Source organism: Bacillus cereus group sp. N24 (assembly GCF_016483345.1).
GTDB lineage: Bacteria > Bacillota > Bacilli > Bacillales > Bacillaceae_G > Bacillus_A > Bacillus_A toyonensis.
In genome coordinates, this window is the sequence record NZ_JAEHCA010000019.1 from 16,208 (window position 1) to 33,962 (window position 17,755).

Here is a 17,755-nt window from a genome sequence, read left to right on the forward strand (position 1 = left end):
AATATGTTCATTATTATTAATATAAGTAGCGATGACGGACTTATAAGTACTTGCACAAAAAGCGATTCAGGGATAGTGAAAGCCTGAAGACGCAAGGAAACGGCAGTCTCGAGCATTACATGATAAAGTGGATGCACCTTTTGTGTATCAACTAGGGTGGAACCGCGGGCAAACGCTCGTCCCTAGGCAAATATGCCTTGGGATGAGCGTTTTTTTATGTTTTTCAAAGCATATACTGCTCATTTCACAAGTACCAGAGCACGTCATCGCCAATACGTTAACTTTCAAAAGGAGGATTTTATTATGTATTCAATGGAACAAGTTGTAAACTTAGCGAAACATCGCGGTTTTGTTTTCCCTGGTTCTGAAATTTACGGTGGTCTTGCAAACACTTGGGATTACGGTCCACTTGGAATCGAATTAAAAAATAACGTTAAAAAAGCTTGGTGGAAAAAATTCATTCAAGAATCTCCACACAACGTTGGTTTAGATGCAGCTATTTTAATGAACCCAAAAACTTGGATCGCTTCTGGTCACGTTGGTAACTTCAACGATCCAATGATCGACTGTAAAAAATGTAAAGCGCGTCACCGTGCTGACAAATTAATTGAAGATGCATTAGATGCAAAAGGCATTGAAATGGTTGTTGACGGTCTTACTTTCGACCAAATGGCCGACTTAATGAAAGAACATGAAGTAAAATGTCCTGATTGTGGTAGTGAAGAGTTCACTGAAATTCGTCAGTTCAACTTAATGTTCAAAACATTCCAAGGTGTTACAGAGTCTAGCACAAACGAAATCTTCCTTCGTCCTGAAACAGCACAAGGTATTTTCGTAAACTTCAAAAACGTACAACGCTCTATGCGTAAAAAACTTCCATTTGGTATTGGCCAAATTGGTAAGAGTTTCCGTAACGAAATCACGCCTGGTAACTTCACATTCCGTACACGTGAATTCGAACAAATGGAACTTGAATTCTTCTGTAAGCCTGGTGAAGATTTAGAGTGGTTCGCATTCTGGCGTGAAACTTGTAAAAACTGGTTACTTTCACTTGGTATGCATGAAGAGAGCATGCGTCTTCGTGACCACGGTGAGGAAGAGCTATCTCACTACAGTAACGCAACAACTGACATTGAATTCAAATTCCCATTCGGTTGGGGCGAACTATGGGGCGTTGCATCTCGTACAGACTTCGATTTAAAACGTCACATGGAACACTCTAACGAAGACTTTAACTATATCGATCCACAAACGAACGAGCGTTACGTACCATACTGCATCGAGCCATCTTTAGGCGCAGACCGTGTAACATTAGCGTTCTTATGTGATGCATATGAAGAAGAGCAATTAGAAAACGATTCTCGTACAGTTCTTCGTTTCCACCCTGCTTTAGCACCATACAAAGCAGCAATCTTACCATTATCTAAAAAGCTATCTGAAGGTGCTACTGAAGTATTCGCAGAACTAGCTAAAGACTTCATGGTAGACTTTGATGAAACTGGTTCTATCGGTAAACGTTACCGTCGTCAAGACGAAATCGGTACACCATTCTGTATCACATACGACTTCGACTCTGTTGAAGACAAAGCTGTTACAGTACGTGACCGTGACACAATGGAACAAGTTCGTATGCCAATTAGCGAACTAAAAGGTTTCTTAGAAAAGAAAATCCAGTTCTAATTATAAAAAAAGAGGCAGCTCATTAGAGCTGCCTCTTTTTTATTTTTCACGTTTTTCTTTAATTGCTACTGTACATCTTGAAATACATATTAAATCATCATTTTCATCAATGATACGAATATCCCAAACCATCGTTGAATGTCCTCTATGTATCGGTGTCCCGATTGCTGTTACGATTCCATCTTTCTTTGAGCGAATATGATTTGCATTAATTTCTAGACCGAAACAAATACATTTCTCTTGATCAATTAAATTATATGATCCAACACTTGCTACTGTTTCCGCTAACGCTATAGAAGCACCACCATGTAAAAATCCAAACGGCTGATGCGTACGCTCGTCAACAGGCATCGTAGCAACTACTTTATCTTCTGTCATTTCTAACAACTCAATTCCAAGTGAGTCCATTAAAGTTTTTGCCATATCGTTTTCGCCTTCTCTCTTTAATTAAATGTATAATTTTACCTATTTATTTTCAAACTACCTATAACACTTATATAAGGAGGTTTCACCACAATGAAACAGAAACTTTGTATACTATTGCTCATGCTCTCCTTGCTGACTATTGTACCAAATTGTGCAATGGCAGCCAAAGCATCTAACCTGACAATCGATGTTCAGACTATAACGCAAAAAGGTAAGAAACCTTATATAGAATATCAAATTAGTAGGCCTTCTTTTCACAATTTTTCCGATTCTAAATTTCAAAATAAGCTCAATTTCTATTACAAAAAATCTACTGACAAATTTAAAAACAAATTAGAAAAAGAAGCAAAAAAATATTATAAAGAAACAGAAGGGTCTAGTACACCCTTCCATCCGTACGTGGCGAATGTTGATTATAAAATCTCCTTAAATAAACCACCTTTTCTCAGCCTATATGTGAATTACTATCAATATACGGGCGGGGCACACGGCCTTTATACGTGGAAAGCAAACACATTTGATTTAAATGAAAAAAAATTACTACGCTTAGACGATTTATTTCAACAAGAAGATAAATATAAAGAAGTAATCCGTGCAGAAATTGTAAGGCAAATTAAACAAAATGAAAGTATTTATTTTCCTGATGCAACGGAAAAAGTAATGAGTGCTAAAAAGTTTCACTTCTTTTTAGAACCAAACAATCTCGTTATTTATTTCCCTTTATATGAGATCGCTCCTTATTCAAGCGGCATTCCACAATTTCGTATTCCGTATACGTTGCTAAGAGACTATTTGAAGCCTTCTTATCAAAATAATTTGATTGACAACAAGTAAATATTTTCGCTACGATAATGTTAACCTAAAAACAACAGGAGGTTAACATTATGAGAATATTTCATGTTTTAGATTTAGCATTAGCTGCCATGTTTGTTGCTCTTATGGCCATTGGTGCAAATATTGTATCTTGGGCGCCATTCCTGCAAATAGCGGGCGTTCCGTTATCTATGCAACCATTTTTCGCAATTTTAGCAGGCCTTCTTCTTGGAAGTAGACTTGGTGCATTATCAATGACTGTGTATATGCTAGTTGGCGTAGCCGGCGCACCAATCTTCGCTAACTTCAAAGCCGGATTCGGAGCACTTTTAGATCCTACTGGTGGTTTTATTATCGCATTTATTATCGTTGCTTACGTATCAGGAAAAATAGTAGAACAAAAAGAAAGACCAACATTCAGTATATTTGCTATCGCTTCTTTCACAGGAATCATTTTAACTTATATTATCGGTACTACTTACATGTACGGGGCGGTCAATCTCTTCATGGGCGGTAATATGAGTTATAAAGCTGCCTGGATGATTATGATGTGGTTTGCAGTAAAAGATATTGCATTTACAATTATCGGTGCTATTATCGCACCTCGCATATACTATGCTGTACGCCGTTCTGCTTATCAACGTTCTCATTCGACGATTTCTTAATAAAAAAGAGTTATTTCAGTACACTGAAATAACTCTTTTTTTATATTAAGACTCTTGATTCGTTTGTTCGTCTAAAATTCTCTTCATCATTGTAACCATGTCACCACGTAATTCTGGGTGTTGCAGGGCCATTTCAATTGTCGTTTGAACGAATCCTAACTTTTCACCAACATCGTAGCGTTTTCCTTCGAAGTCGTAAGCAAATACTCGTTGAATTTCATTTAAGTTTTGAATTGCATCTGTTAACTGGATTTCACCGCCAGCACCGACATTTTGCTGTTCTAAGAACATGAAAATTTCAGGCGTTAAGACGTAACGTCCCATAATTGCTAAGTTTGATGGTGCTGTACCTGCTGCTGGTTTCTCAACGAAATTACGAACTTGGTAACGACGTCCTTCCTGCTCTAATGGGTCGATAATTCCATAGCGATGTGTTTCATCTTCTGGAACCGTTTGTACACCAATAACAGAAGAAAGTGTTTTATCATATTCGTCCATTAACTGACGTAAACATGGTTTTTCAGCTTGAACGATATCATCACCTAATAAAACAGCAAATGGCTCATCACCGATGAATTTACGTGCACACCAAACTGCGTGTCCTAATCCTCTTGGTTCTTTTTGACGGATATAATGAATGTCTACCATTTTTGAAGAAGCCTGTACTTTTTCAAGTAACTCATACTTTTTCTTTTCTAATAAATTTTGCTCTAATTCAAATGCATTATCAAAATGATCTTCAATAGATCGCTTTGTTTTACCAGTAACGATAATAATATCTTCGATTCCTGATTGTATTGCTTCTTCGACAATATATTGAATAGTTGGTTTATCTACTATCGGTAACATTTCTTTTGGCATTGCTTTTGTAGCTGGTAAAAAACGTGTTCCTAATCCAGCTGCTGGGATTATCGCTTTTCTTACTTTTTTCATAACAAAATACCCTCTCTTCTGTCAGGATCAATAACAATTATTTCCTTACATAGAACAAAAGGGAAGTTTTGCTTCCCTTTTGTTCTGACTACCTAAAATTAATTTATATTATAAACGATTCATAATATCTTCTTTAATAGTAAGTAACTTTTGTTCACTATTTTGTAAAGAATTATCTTTTACACCGAAGTAAAACTTGATTTTCGGCTCTGTTCCAGATGGACGTAAGCAGAACCAAGAACCATCTTCTAATTGATATTTTAACACATTTGATTTCGGTAAGTGAATCTCTTCTTTATGTCCATCTTGTAAAGATGTAACGATGCTTGCTTTATAGTCTTCAACCGCTACGACTGTTAAGCCTGCTACTTCTTTCGGAGGATTTTCACGGAATGTCGCCATCATCTCTTGAATTTGTTCCGCTCCATCTTTCCCTTTTAACGTTAATGACACAAGATCTTCACGGAAGAAACCGTACTTCTCAAATACTTCTAATAAACCATCATATAACGTTTTACCTTGTGATTTGTAGTATGCAGCTACTTCACATGCAAATAAAACAGACTGTACCGCATCTTTATCACGGCAGAATGGACGGATTAAATAACCATAGCTTTCCTCATAACCGAATTGGAATTCATATTGTCCGCTTTCTTCATACTGTTTAATTTTCTCACCAATAAATTTAAATCCAGTTAACGTATCAACTGTATCTAAACCGTATGCTTTTGCAATTGTACGACCAATTTCAGACGTTACGATTGTTTTTAATACAACACCGTTCTCTGGAAGCGTTCCGTTTTCTTTCTTTTGAGATAGTAAGTAATCAAGCATTAATGCACCTGTTTGGTTACCAGTTAATACTTGGAACTCACCATCATGATTACGAACTGCTACACCTAGACGGTCTGCATCAGGGTCTGTTGCGATTAGCACATCTGCACCAATTTTTTCACCGTCACGAATTGCATATTCAAACGCTGCATGCTCTTCTGGGTTCGGTGATTTTACTGTAGAGAAGTTTGGATCTGGTAACTCTTGCTCTTTTACAACCGTTACATCTGTAAATCCAACTTCCTCTAAACCACGGCGTACAGAAAGATTTGATGTTCCGTGTAATGGTGTAAAGATGATTTTTAAGTCTTTCCCTACCTTTTGTACCATTTCTTTATTAATAATGACATCGTTCAATTCTGCAGCATATGCATCATCTACTTCTTGTCCAATAATATGTAATAAACCGTCAGCTTTTAATTGCTCTACATCAGCTACTTCAACTGTTAATTCATCTTCTACTGCATTTACGTAACTAATTAACTCATCAGCTTCTTTTGGAGGCAACTGTCCACCATCGTCACCATATACTTTATAACCATTATATTCAGGCGGATTATGGCTTGCCGTAAGAACGATTCCACTTACTGTATGTAAATGACGAACTGCGAAAGAAAGCACCGGCGTTGGGCGTAAGCTTTCAAATACATATGTTTTAATACCGTGTGCACCAAGTGTTGCAGCTACTTCCATTGCAAATTCAGGTGATTTATGACGAGAATCATATGCTACAACAACACCACGTTTCTTTGCTTCTTCACCTAATTTTTCAATAAATTTCGCTAATCCTTGTGTCGCTTTACGAACTGTATATACATTTAATCGGTTCGTACCAGCACCAAGTTCACCACGCATACCACCTGTACCGAACTCTAAATTTTTATAAAAGCTATCCTCAATTTTCTTCTCATCTTGCTTCATGTTTTCTAGCTGTTCTTTTAATTCTACGTCTAATTCTGCATATGAAAGCCAGCGACTAAATTCTTGTTTCCAATTCATATCTCTATCTCCTCCCGCTTGTCATACCTTTATTATATGAAAAAAACAACCTGTATCTCAATATTTTATAAAATATAGCAGGATTTTACTAGGAATATTTGTATACACTATGGTTAAATACTCCACCAAAGGGAATGAGGATTATGCAAGAATGGGGCTTGTCCGAAGAGCTCAAAATACAAACAAAGCAAATGATTGAAAGCGCTGAAAAAGAATTATCTATTATGAGGCAAGCGATTGATAAAGAAGATGAATGTATTTTATGTAAAATGGAAGAGATTCATCATATGTTGGCAAATGTACAAACATTGGCAGCTACATACTATATTCAGGCGTATTTATCACCTTATACAGAAAGCTCACATTTTATCACAACTGCTGTCCAACATTTAAGTGCCCGCAAACATGGTGCTCTTATCGTTGTGGAACGAAACGAGACGCTTGAATCTTGTATTCAAACTGGGACAACATTAAACGCTCATTTAACCGCACCGTTACTCGAATCAATTTTTTATCCAGGTAATCCTCTTCATGACGGAGCCGTTCTCGTTAAAAATAATCATATTGTTTCAGCAGCTAATATTCTTCCGTTAACGAAAAGTACAGAAGTTGATCCTGAACTAGGAACACGTCACAGAGCTGCAATTGGCTTATCAGAGAAAAGTGATGCACTTATTTTAGTTGTCTCTGAAGAAACAGGACGTACTTCCTTTGCTTTAAGCGGGACGTTATATACGATTTCTTTATAAGACGAGTCTTTCACTATGCCACACGTTTTTAAACAGCATAATAGTAAATGAAGTTGTATCGACTTACCGACAAAAACTGATCACACTCGTACCATATCAATAAGAAAAGACTGCCTCAAATGTTTGAGACAGTCTTTTCTTCAAAAATTATTCTTCCCCGAAACGCTCAACAAGTGTTGCAAGTGTACGTACCATTGCACCTGTCGCCCCGGCCGGCCCTAAATCATGTGCTCCTGATGTTTCAGATGTTCCAGCGATATCTAAGTGTACCCACGGTGTATCTTCAGCAAATTCACCTAGGAATGTACCTGCCATAACCGCATGTCCTTCACGGCCTGGTGAGTTATTTAAATCAGCAAACTTACTATTTCGAACGCGTTCTTTATCACGATCAAAAATTGGTAATTGCCAAATTGATTCATCCGTTTCCATTGAAGCTTCTAGCACTTGCTCAAACAACTCTTCATTGTTTGTCATTGCGCCTGTCGTATGATTTCCAAGTGCAACAATTACACCGCCTGTTAATGTCGCAACATCAATAAGGTAGTTTGCACCTAGTTTTTTCGCATACGTAATACCGTCCGCTAACGCAAGGCGACCTTCTGCATCTGTATTTAATACTTCAATTGTTTTTCCGCTCATAGATGTAATTACATCGTCTGGCTTAAATGCTGTACCACTTACAACGTTATCAGTTGATGGAATAACAGCGATCACATTTTGCTCTGGGCGAAGTTCACCGATAATTTCCATCGCACCTAATACAGCAGCAGCACCGCCCATATCACCTTTCATACCGACCATGCCTTCACGTGGCTTTAAAGAATAACCACCTGTATCGTATGTGATTCCTTTTCCAACAAATCCAATGACATCTGTCCACTCTTCTTTTCCTTTATAAATAAGAGCAATCATTTTTGGCGGCTCTGTACTACCTTGGTTTACTGCAAGCAACGCACCCATACCAAGATCTTCCATTTCTTCTTTCTCAAGAACTTTATAATCCATATCATACTTTTCCGCTAAATCAACAGCATACTCAGCAAGCTTCGTCGCTGTTAATACGTTTGGTGGCATATTTACAAGTGTACGAGCCGAATTTGTTGCGCGTCCATGCACATAGCCAACTGTTAATGCAGCTTCAATTTCCTGTGCATCTTCCGCTGTAATAGCAGTGAACTTCTCTAACTCTACACGATCCTTTTTATCTGATTTATACGTTTGTAATTCATATGTACCAAGACCTTGTACTTCTGCCGCTATATGAGCTACATCAATCACATCTAATTTCTCTGTTACGAAAGAATCAAGTAAGATTGCTGCATCTTGTACTTTTGCTGCCTGTAACGTTTTAAACGCCTTACCAAGAGCGGCACGTAACGTTTCTGTCGTATAAGATTCTTTCTTTCCTAAACCGACGAAATAATAGCGTTTTACATTTGTTTTTCCTAAACTATGTACTTTTGAAATAGCTTTCTTCTTAGTAGAAAGTTCTTTCTCTTCTAATAAAACTTGTAATTGCCCTTCAAACGCTTTGTCCAGTTCTTGTACAAAACTACTCGTTTTCTCTTCTTCAAATAAGGCGACAATTACCGCTTCATGACCTGCTAATTCTTTTTGTACTTGAAACATGTTCAGACCCCCTAAATTTCTCTACTCTGCCTTTATTATAACTTTATTTTCGATAAAATGCGACAATTCTAACTTCTGTTACATCCTATATAAAGTGAACCTTTAATCAGTGGTGTTTTTCTTCATCCCCCACTGATCATTAGCCTTCACCAATCGGGCTTTTATGGGCAGCCCGCCCCCCGCCTAATTTCTTTGCTTTCGCTGAATTTTGAGGTGGGGGTTTTACTGCCCACAAATAGCGAGGTGATCCATCTTTCTTCTATTATCAAATAAAAAAGTCTAGCGTAATTACCACTAGACTATCTTTGTTTTAAATATTGGCCACGAAACACTTGCATCGTTTCGTCTTCATTTAACATCGTTAACTCTTCTTCTGTAAACTTACCATTTCCTACCTTAACTACATATACATTTACTTTTTTCTTACCCCATTGGCTATAAACATCTTTCACCGTATCATAATATAAATCGAGACGGTTTCCTTTTATAGCACCGCCCTTATCAGCGACAACCCCATATCCGTAATCTGGCACGAATAAAATCGTTCCAATCGGGAATACACGTAAATCCGCAGCGATTGTAGAATATAAATCCCTTTTCGCTTTAACACCTGAATATGTAATACCATACTCTGGATGTCCTGGACTCTTACCAGTTGACTCCACTCCTGACGTATAACCAGTTGCAGTCATTTCAATTGAACGATATTTAGACCAGTCATTTGCCTGCTCTAAAGCATTTATCACTTCTTTACTCGGAGCAACATTTCTCTTAACTTCTGCTGCATGTACTTCTTTTGCACTCGTTCCCTCATATTTCTTTACAATCTCTAATAAAGAAACTCCTGTGAAAGCCTTCCATGTTACGCATAATGCGGATACAAGTAAACAAGTCATCATAATGCGAATACAATATCGTTTTAACATTTTTATATTCCACACTCCTTCATCGTTAATCATTCCCTATACGATGAAGGAATATGCAAAAAAATAATCTCCAAATTGATTGGAGATTAAAACATTTGATACCCACTCTTTCGAAGCTTCTTAATTACGATTCCTGCCAAAGCAGCACCTACTAATCCAGTAGATAAAATAAACATATCGGCTTGTCCTAAATGCGATACACTTGTCCCAAATGAAGAAAATGTTTCTTTCGGCTTTGAAAAATAATCCCACACACTCGCCTTATTAATAATAAGCATACAAACAATCGGATATACAATAACCATTACCCATGTAGCTCGCAAAATCATGTTGAGTAAAAATCCAATTCCAAAAAACAAAATAAAGAATAACATCATTGAAATAAGTAGTACCGGTATACTCACTCTTTCTCCCTCTCCTTCGCATGCGCCGTAAATACGTGATAGGCTGTATAACCAAATTGCTCTCCTGGATTTAATGTTTTGTCCATTTCAAGATGTAGTTCTGATCTTCTTTCTAGCAAATATTTAATAAGTACAGACGTATTGGGATCGTCAGCAATCGTATCTGGATGTAAAAATGCTACTTCAGACAATTCCTTCTCCTGTACAATAATATTTTCCCCTTCAGGCTTCAAAAGGAAAATAATCATATTATCACTAATTTCATTACGGATAACGCCCGACCGAATACCTATAATCCCCTTCACATGAGCGACAATTCCTGTCTCTTCTAATACTTCACGTTTCACAGCTTCATCAACCGTCTCACCTTCGTTTACAAAACCAGCCGGTAAAGACCATTTCCCCTTTAATCCACTGTATTTTTTCTTAACAAATAGCCACCTGCCATCTTTTGTAGCTACTAAACCACTAACAGCTAACCACACTTTCCCTCGTTTCTCCATGATGTAATAACCTCCTCCACCGGAACGGACAGAATATTCTTTCTTTTTTATATATTATACTATATTTTTAATATGAAAAAAGCAGAAACAGCTCTTAGCCGTTTCTGCTTTTTCTATTATATATTAAAAGAACTTTAATTTACCTTTTTTAAGAACTAATAAAGGTCCACCTAATAAGAATAGGTAACGGTTATCAATTACTTTCTTCATGAAGGAAGCTTTCCAACCTGTTAACTTTTTACCCATAACAACGCCCATTGCATCGTCATGACCTAAAGAACATACAGATCCTTTATTGTCGAATGCGAATTTTTTCATTTCGCCCTTACCACGAACTAACACAGTTAAGTTATGTGCAATGTTGTAACCTTGTTGAATTGCAATTTGTGCTGTTGGTGGATATGGACGGTTAATTTCTTCGTTAATGATTAACGCTGCATCACCAACCATGAATACATCTTCGTATCCTGGAGCGTGCATGTACTCATCGACTTTTACACGTCCGCGCATTGCTTCAAAGCCAGACTCTTCCACAATACCGTTACCACGAACACCTGCAGCCCAAACTACTGTTTCAGACTTAATTAATTCAGTGTCATCGCCATTCGCAACGATAATACCTTCTTCAGTTGCTTCTTTAATTGCTGTACCGATGCGGAATTCTACACCTTTTTTCTCAAGTTGTTTTACAGCGTATTCTACTAACGCTGGATCGAAACCTGGAAGTGCTGTTGGAGCAGCTTCTACACAGATGATACGTGCTTTTTCACGTGGTACATTGTACTCTTTGCAAAGTTCAGGAACACGGTTTGCAAGCTCACCTACGTACTCGATACCAGTAAATCCAGCACCACCAACAACGATTGTTACTAACTCATCGCGTTGTTCAGTTGCATATTTAGCGAAACTAGCTTCCATATGCTCACGAATTTCACGAGTTGCATTAATGTTAGCGATTGAGAATGCATGCTCTTTTAATCCTGTAATTCCGAATGTTTCTGATTCGAAACCAAGACCAATTACTAAGTAGTCATACTCTAACTCGCCGTCTTTTAAGATAATGCGTTTTTCAGCAGCTTTAATTTCTACTACTGTATCTTGTACAAAGTTCACTTTATTTGTATCGATAACGTCTTGAATATCTAGACAGATTTTTTCATCTTGTAATGTACCAGCTGCACTCTCATGTAACCAAGTCGCTTGGTAGTGATAGCTGTTGTTGTTTACTAACGTAATTTCAGCTTCATTTACAGATAATGCTTTTTGCAGACGAACAGTCGTAATCATCCCGCCATAACCTGCACCTAAAACTACGATTTTTGGAGTCTTCACCAAATCACAACCCTTTTCTTTATATAATAGTAATGAAAAATAATACCAAGTACTAAAAACTCTATTTGTCAAGAATGTGGAATTTATCACATTCTATATCGTAACAAAACGCAGTCAAAAAATCGTACGAATTTTGTCATAGAAATTTAACATAATACTTCCCTATATTAGTCGGTTTTATTCCATAATTCAAGCACCTAGCGAATTATCAATATTTTAAAATAACATAGCGTTTACAAGGGTTTTTCAGCCTTTTTTTCATGTATTTTCCTTTCTGTATATTTTATACAATGTAAAAAACATCTATGCGGAAACTTACTTATAATTCAGTCGTTTTCAGAAGTATTATGAACTGAAATATGCTATCATTTATTTGAAAGTATCATCATTTGCAGGATTTTCATGTACATATGAACAATATATGAAATCAATATCAAAATTCCATCTATAGGGGGAATGAAAGTGGCAGAAAATCAAAAAGTTTACGACATAACAATTATTGGTGGTGGTCCAACTGGACTTTTCACAGCATTTTATGGCGGTATGAGACAAGCAAGTGTAAAAATCATTGAAAGCTTACCTCAACTTGGAGGACAATTATCCGCACTCTACCCTGAAAAATACATTTATGATGTAGCTGGATTCCCAAAAGTGCGTGCACAAGAGTTAGTTGATAACTTAAAAGAGCAAATGAAGAAATTTGATCCAACAGTTTGCTTAGAAGAAGCTGTTGATACGCTTGAGAAACAAGCTGACGGTATATTTAAACTTGTTACGAATAAACAAACTCACTATTCTAAATCAGTCATTATTACTGCTGGTAATGGTGCTTTCCAGCCACGCCGCTTAGAATTAGAGGGGACCGCAAAATACGAAAAGAAAAACTTACATTATTTCGTTGATGATATGAATAAATTTGCTGGCAAGCGTGTTGTTGTATTTGGCGGCGGAGACTCAGCGGTAGACTGGACAATGATGTTAGAACCGATTGCTGACAAAGTTACAATCGTTCATCGCCGTGATAAATTCCGTGCACATGAGCATAGCGTCGAAAGCTTAATGAATTCTCGTGCAGAAGTAAGCACACCGTACGTTCCAGTTGAACTTATTGGTGATGATAAAATTGAACAAGTCGTTCTTCAACACGTAAAAACAGAAGAAAAACTTATCATCGATGTTGATGACGTAATTGTAAATTACGGCTTCGTTTCTTCTCTTGGCCCAATTAAAAACTGGGGCTTAGATATACAAAAAAACAGCATTCTCGTGAACTCGAAAATGGAAACAAATATTCCTGGCATCTACGCTGCTGGTGACATTTGTACATACGAAGGAAAAGTAAAACTCATTGCTTGCGGCTTTGGTGAAGCACCAACAGCAGTAAACAATGCAAAAGCTTACTTCGATCCAAACGCAAAACTTCAACCAATGCATAGCTCCAGTATGTTTTAATATAGAACTACGAAGAACCCTTTTCACATATGAAAGGGTTTCTTTTATATCTCCTCAAAAAAGTAACACTTTCTAAAAAGCTCTACTTCTCCCCAAAAACATGTTACACTAAAACAGAACAAACGTTCTTATTTAAAAGGAGGAATTTTCATGATTAACGAACCCATTATCGTAAAAAAAGAAGCTTTCCAAGCAATCGGTGTTTCTCTTACAACGACAAATGAAAAAGAGGCGTCTACTGAAGGAAAAATCCCAGGGCTTTGGAACAAATACTTCCAAGAACAAATGATGCATCACATCCCAAATCAACAAACAAAGGAAACGTTCGCTTTCTATTCAAACTACGAATCAGATGAAACTGGCACATATAAATTTACAATCGGTATGCCCGTTTCTTCATTAAAAGACGTTCCAGAAAATATGACAACTTTAACAATACCTGCCGCTACATATGCGGTATTTACATCGAAAAAAGGCCCAGTTTCTGAAGTCGTGTGCGAAGCTTGGGAATACATTTGGCAATGGTCGCAAGAAAACAAACGTGCTTTTACAACAGATTTCGAACTGTATGATGAAAAAGCGGTAGACCCAAATAATGTGCAAGTAGATATTTATATCGCATTAGCTTAAAGAAGATACTCTTTGGTATCTTCTTTTTTTGTCGTTAAATAGCTACTGGGCAAATTCATTATTATTGTCTACAATGAGAAAGTGCAGTATAGAAATATTAGAAACTGTATAAAGTGAAACTATACTCAGTGGGGGTTTTGTTCATCCCCCACTGAGTATTAGCCTTCACCAATCGGACGTTTACGGGCAGTTGGTCTCCCACCTAACTTCTTTGCTCGAACCGAATTTTGAGGTGGGATTTTTACTGCCCGTTAACGCAGGGTAAAACGATTGTTAATAGGTTTTTTAGTTTAAATTTGTCACATAGAAAGGAAGCAATATGGAGGAACTACAACAAAATAAAACTGCTCTAGAAGGAAGCGGAAAACCGTTATTAAAAAATACGAATTTCCTTTTTCTTTGGGCAGCTACTCTTTTTTCAAGCTTTGCTTTAGCCTTTTTTACTTTTTCACAAACGTGGTACATAGCAAAAACATTAAACCTTGAGGCTTCACTCGGTGTTGTTTTCGTAGCTCTTAGTGTTCCAAGGCTTATTTTTATGATTATCGGCGGCGCTGTAGCTGATAAATTCCCGAAAAAAAATATTATGTTTTACTCCAATATTATTCGAGCGATTCTTGTCGCAACCATTCTCACATGGTTCATCGTCGGTGATGTAACACTATATACATTTGCTTTATTCGCTTTATTCTTTGGACTTGCTGATGCTTTTTTCTGGTCCGCAGATGGATCTATTCTGCCCGAACTTGTAGAAAAAAGCCGCTTAACGCAGGCAAATTCACTTACACAAATGACGAATCAAGCGTCGGTCATCTTGGGCCCTGTACTTGGTGGAATTCTCATCAAATTTACGAACTATGAAACAATCTTTTCGATTACGATTTTACTACTGATCGTTGCGGCCATACTCGTTCAAAAAATACAATTTACGATGTCAGAGCAAAAAGATACCGACAAAGGCATGTTTACTTCTATTAAAGAAGGAATCTTATATGTAAAGGAATCACCATTCCTTTCAACTTTCCTTATTTGTAGCGCCTTTCTAAACTTATTTTTAATCGGTCCGATGCAAGTCGGTTTCCCGCTCTTCGTTAAAAATGTCCTGCACGGTGATTCACTTCAGTTCAGTTACTTAGAAGCTGCTGTTGGTGGTGGAATGGCGATAGGCGCTGTCATTGTCGGTTTAAAGAATATTAATCGTAGACGCGGCCTATTTTGCATTATCATGATGCTACTGTCTGGTATATTCTTCTTATCCATTAACTTTAGTACGGTACTTTGGCAGGCATTATTAGCTGGCATGTTTTACGGTATTACAATCGCAATGGCGATCGTTCCACTTATGGCAATGATTCAAGCAACTGTAAAAGAAGAGATGATGGGGCGTGTAATGAGTTTACTTATGCTATCATCAATGGGCTTTATCCCGCTCTCTTATGCATTCACATCCATTGCACTTGCAATAGGAATTCCAATCGTAACCGTTATGAAAAGCGGTGCAATCGCCGTTATCGTCTTCGTACTATTTGTAGCGATTCGTGTTCCAGTTGTAAGGAAATTCGATTAACAAGCAAGAGTCATGTATTATAAGCATGGCTCTTTTTTAAACGGATCAAATAGATGTAGTCCCTTTCTCCTCCTTAATGCTGCTCCCCACTCTAATCCAACCTCAAAAAATAAATCTCGCACTGTACTGTAAAAAAGTGCCCCAATATCTTTACGAATTTCCCCATATTTATGTGCCCTCACAACACTTTTCACGCGCCAAATGAAATTTCCGTTCACTTCTTCATCAGCTAATATTTGCTCTAATAAAACACCTTGCTCTAGTAAGCCACTCTTTTTATACGCAAGTTCCACCTTACTCCAAAATATATTAATCTTCTTCGGATTACTTGTCATCGGCACCAGTGCGTATATAAAAGACTTCGGTATATCGTGACGGCAATACGTTTCATCAAGCTCATACGTTATTTTTCTTTTCTCTTTTATTTGTGGAATGTTTTTAAAAAGAATTGTTTCCCCCTCATATTTTTGCTCATTTTTACTACAGCCAGCTGCATAATCCTCACTTTCACATGCGGACATTTTCATACGGTCATCCATGCGGTCAATTGCAGATATAAGAAAAATATATAAGTTCGCACTATACCCGCCGCGCTTATGTCTTTCTTTTGTCGCAACACGCTTTATAATTCCTAGTTCCTCTAACTTTGCAATGGAGCGGCGTACTGTACGAATACTCTTTCCAACATTCGTCGCAATCGTCTCCATTAACGGACAAGCAACTCCTACTGTTTTCTGTTTCTCATTCACCGCATACTTTCCTAAAAAATGAATAATGGTAGCATCCGTTTTATTTAATTGAAATCGATAATATTTCAAAACTTGTTTTTGATATATATTAAACTCCTCTTTACTTTGAAATTCACTATATGGTTTCATTAAATTATATAAGCTTCCCATTCTTATCACCTCATTTATAAGTAAGAAGCAGGAAGAGAAATTGGCGTGATAGTTAATATTTCTTTATTGGAGATGAAAATATGATTGTAATTAGCGCTTGTTTAGGTGGTATCGCTTGTCGTTATGATGGGAATGACAATCTCATTTCAAAAATAGAGGAACTTCTGCAAAAAGAAGATACAGTCCTCATTTGTCCTGAAGTATTAGGAGGACTACCGACGCCTCGTCCTTCCGCTGAAATTATTGGTGGGAATGGCGATGACGTTTTGGACGGAAAAGCGAAAGTGATGACAAAAGATGGAGAAGATGTCACAGAAGCTTTCGTAAATGGTGCTTATAAAGCATTAGAACAACTTAAAGACTTACACCCAGAATATATTATTTTAAAAGAACGTAGTCCATCTTGTGGTAGTTCTACAATTTACACTGGAGAATTTAACGGGAATAAACAAACTGGTTACGGGGTAACAACTGCTTTATTCAAAAGACATGGATTTACAGTCATTTCAGAAGAGGATTTTGAGAATATAAAAAGGAATTGAGCCTGTTCGTCAATTCCTTTTTTCTTTCTTATTTTGCACCTAATTTTTCTTTAACTTTCGCTGGAAGCTCGTCTTTTTTCACTTCTTCCCAAGCTGTTACACCTTTTTTATCTGAATTGTATACGCGTAAGAATGCTTCTTTGCGAAGATTTTTTGGAGCTGTGAATTCCAATTCTTTTTCTTTACCTTCTTTATCAAATGCAGGTAGCTTATACTCGAATGATTTGTGTATCTCACCGTTATCAGCTTTTTCCTTCTTCTCAATTCCATCAGTCGTAACTTGAACGTAATACTCATCTTTACCCATACGGTTTAAATCACAACCAACTAATAAACTTGCAAATACAACTAAAATACTAAACAGTGCAATGTATCTTTTCATTTTCCTTCACCTCAAATGTTTTTTCTTATATTCTTATCTTAAAGCTCAGGCTTTAAAGAAGAAATTCAAAAACATGACATGAACATTACACTTTTGTAAGATAATAATTATTTCTTCACTTTAGAAATAGTCATTCCAACACCAATTGGAACGAGGACAGATTCTACCTTCGGATCAGTTGCTACTACTTCATTAAACTTCTTCATACACATCAGCCAACTTCTAATTATGCAAAAGACAAAAATCGTAAGAAAATAGGTAAAAAATAATAATTCCTTACTCAACCAACTAGCGATTTCGTTTTCAATATGTGAAAAGGGATTTGTAAACGATGAATTGAATATATATTTATTATTTTCTAACTTTTAGCTGAAAGTTTTTCTATTA

19 protein-coding genes are annotated in these 17,755 nt (G+C 36.9%); 8 read left to right on the forward strand and 11 right to left on the reverse strand.

Annotated features, from left to right (window positions below; all coding sequences use genetic code 11):
* Nucleotides 1-303 precede the first annotated feature (303 nt).
* Nucleotides 304-1,680 carry a glycine--tRNA ligase gene (locus JDS95_RS22535; RefSeq protein ID WP_000287143.1) on the forward strand — a complete coding sequence of 459 codons (1,377 nt, stop codon included), beginning with the start codon at nucleotides 304-306 and terminating at the stop codon, nucleotides 1,678-1,680.
* 39 nt (nucleotides 1,681-1,719) lie between these two features.
* Here JDS95_RS22535 and JDS95_RS22540 read toward each other — a convergent pair whose 3' ends face one another.
* A complete protein-coding gene (locus JDS95_RS22540) occupies nucleotides 1,720-2,103 on the reverse strand; it encodes a hotdog fold thioesterase (protein ID WP_001140604.1) in 384 nt (127 codons plus the stop codon).
* Between the two features lie 93 nt (nucleotides 2,104-2,196).
* Between JDS95_RS22540 and JDS95_RS22545 the strand changes: the two genes are divergently transcribed.
* Nucleotides 2,197-2,940 carry a DUF3298 and DUF4163 domain-containing protein gene (locus JDS95_RS22545; protein WP_000810658.1) on the forward strand — a complete coding sequence of 248 codons (744 nt, stop codon included), beginning with the start codon at nucleotides 2,197-2,199 and terminating at the stop codon, nucleotides 2,938-2,940.
* Nucleotides 2,941-2,990: 50 nt separating this feature from the next.
* On the forward strand, nucleotides 2,991-3,584 hold the full coding sequence (locus JDS95_RS22550) for a biotin transporter BioY (protein ID WP_085451240.1): 594 nt from the start codon (nucleotides 2,991-2,993) through the stop codon (nucleotides 3,582-3,584).
* A 45-nt stretch (nucleotides 3,585-3,629) separates the two neighbouring features.
* Here JDS95_RS22550 and galU read toward each other — a convergent pair whose 3' ends face one another.
* Together galU and JDS95_RS22560 are read right to left on the reverse strand one after the other, a co-directional pair.
* Complete coding sequence (gene galU / locus JDS95_RS22555) at nucleotides 3,630-4,517, reverse strand: UTP--glucose-1-phosphate uridylyltransferase GalU (RefSeq protein ID WP_000757816.1); 888 nt, start codon at nucleotides 4,515-4,517, stop codon at nucleotides 3,630-3,632.
* Between the two features lie 108 nt (nucleotides 4,518-4,625).
* Nucleotides 4,626-6,350: a phospho-sugar mutase gene (locus tag JDS95_RS22560; protein ID WP_199690802.1), complete on the reverse strand. Its 1,725-nt coding sequence runs from the start codon at nucleotides 6,348-6,350 to the stop codon at nucleotides 4,626-4,628.
* A 143-nt stretch (nucleotides 6,351-6,493) separates the two neighbouring features.
* Between JDS95_RS22560 and cdaS the strand changes: the two genes are divergently transcribed.
* The gene (cdaS, locus tag JDS95_RS22565) at nucleotides 6,494-7,099 is read left to right on the forward strand and encodes a sporulation-specific diadenylate cyclase CdaS (protein ID WP_001158745.1); all 606 of its coding nucleotides are present in this window, start codon (nucleotides 6,494-6,496) and stop codon (nucleotides 7,097-7,099) included.
* A gap of 147 nt (nucleotides 7,100-7,246) precedes the next feature.
* On the opposite strand, the gene pepA is transcribed toward cdaS, so the two are convergent.
* The 5 genes from pepA to JDS95_RS22590 all read right to left on the reverse strand — a co-directional run bounded on the left by pepA (nucleotide 7,247) and on the right by JDS95_RS22590 (nucleotide 11,896).
* Entirely contained in the window at nucleotides 7,247-8,731 is a 1,485-nt protein-coding gene (gene pepA / locus JDS95_RS22570; protein ID WP_199690803.1) for a cytosol aminopeptidase, read from the reverse strand.
* Between the two features lie 299 nt (nucleotides 8,732-9,030).
* Nucleotides 9,031-9,657, reverse strand: a complete 627-nt coding sequence (locus JDS95_RS22575; protein WP_000920107.1) for a 3D domain-containing protein — start codon at nucleotides 9,655-9,657, stop codon at nucleotides 9,031-9,033.
* A gap of 86 nt (nucleotides 9,658-9,743) precedes the next feature.
* Complete coding sequence (locus JDS95_RS22580; RefSeq protein ID WP_000027018.1) at nucleotides 9,744-10,061, reverse strand: YuiB family protein; 318 nt, start codon at nucleotides 10,059-10,061, stop codon at nucleotides 9,744-9,746.
* A complete protein-coding gene (locus JDS95_RS22585; protein ID WP_199690804.1) occupies nucleotides 10,058-10,564 on the reverse strand; it encodes an NUDIX hydrolase in 507 nt (168 codons plus the stop codon). The genes JDS95_RS22580 and JDS95_RS22585 overlap by 4 nt, the downstream gene beginning before the upstream one ends.
* A gap of 123 nt (nucleotides 10,565-10,687) precedes the next feature.
* The gene (locus JDS95_RS22590) at nucleotides 10,688-11,896 is read right to left on the reverse strand and encodes an NAD(P)/FAD-dependent oxidoreductase (RefSeq protein WP_000856608.1); all 1,209 of its coding nucleotides are present in this window, start codon (nucleotides 11,894-11,896) and stop codon (nucleotides 10,688-10,690) included.
* A gap of 462 nt (nucleotides 11,897-12,358) precedes the next feature.
* Between JDS95_RS22590 and JDS95_RS22595 the strand changes: the two genes are divergently transcribed.
* From JDS95_RS22595 to JDS95_RS22605, 3 genes are all read left to right on the forward strand, one after another.
* The gene (locus tag JDS95_RS22595; RefSeq protein WP_000829781.1) at nucleotides 12,359-13,348 is read left to right on the forward strand and encodes an NAD(P)/FAD-dependent oxidoreductase; all 990 of its coding nucleotides are present in this window, start codon (nucleotides 12,359-12,361) and stop codon (nucleotides 13,346-13,348) included.
* A gap of 150 nt (nucleotides 13,349-13,498) precedes the next feature.
* A complete protein-coding gene (locus JDS95_RS22600) occupies nucleotides 13,499-13,978 on the forward strand; it encodes a GyrI-like domain-containing protein (RefSeq protein ID WP_000606664.1) in 480 nt (159 codons plus the stop codon).
* Between the two features lie 319 nt (nucleotides 13,979-14,297).
* Nucleotides 14,298-15,545, forward strand: coding sequence for an MFS transporter (locus tag JDS95_RS22605; RefSeq protein ID WP_000391933.1), 1,248 nt, complete (start codon nucleotides 14,298-14,300; stop codon nucleotides 15,543-15,545).
* Nucleotides 15,546-15,562: 17 nt separating this feature from the next.
* Here the strand turns inward: JDS95_RS22605 and JDS95_RS22610 are convergent, their stop codons facing one another.
* Nucleotides 15,563-16,444: a helix-turn-helix domain-containing protein gene (locus JDS95_RS22610; protein WP_000535232.1), complete on the reverse strand. Its 882-nt coding sequence runs from the start codon at nucleotides 16,442-16,444 to the stop codon at nucleotides 15,563-15,565.
* Between the two features lie 80 nt (nucleotides 16,445-16,524).
* On the opposite strand from JDS95_RS22610, the gene JDS95_RS22615 reads away from it, so the two are divergent.
* Nucleotides 16,525-16,986, forward strand: coding sequence for a 2-thiouracil desulfurase family protein (locus JDS95_RS22615; protein ID WP_000635467.1), 462 nt, complete (start codon nucleotides 16,525-16,527; stop codon nucleotides 16,984-16,986).
* 28 nt (nucleotides 16,987-17,014) lie between these two features.
* On the opposite strand, the gene JDS95_RS22620 is transcribed toward JDS95_RS22615, so the two are convergent.
* The gene (locus JDS95_RS22620) at nucleotides 17,015-17,368 is read right to left on the reverse strand and encodes a YxeA family protein (RefSeq protein WP_000833163.1); all 354 of its coding nucleotides are present in this window, start codon (nucleotides 17,366-17,368) and stop codon (nucleotides 17,015-17,017) included.
* Between the two features lie 107 nt (nucleotides 17,369-17,475).
* A complete protein-coding gene (locus JDS95_RS22625) occupies nucleotides 17,476-17,580 on the reverse strand; it encodes a hypothetical protein (protein ID WP_000335909.1) in 105 nt (34 codons plus the stop codon).
* Nucleotides 17,581-17,755: the final 175 nt, after the last annotated feature.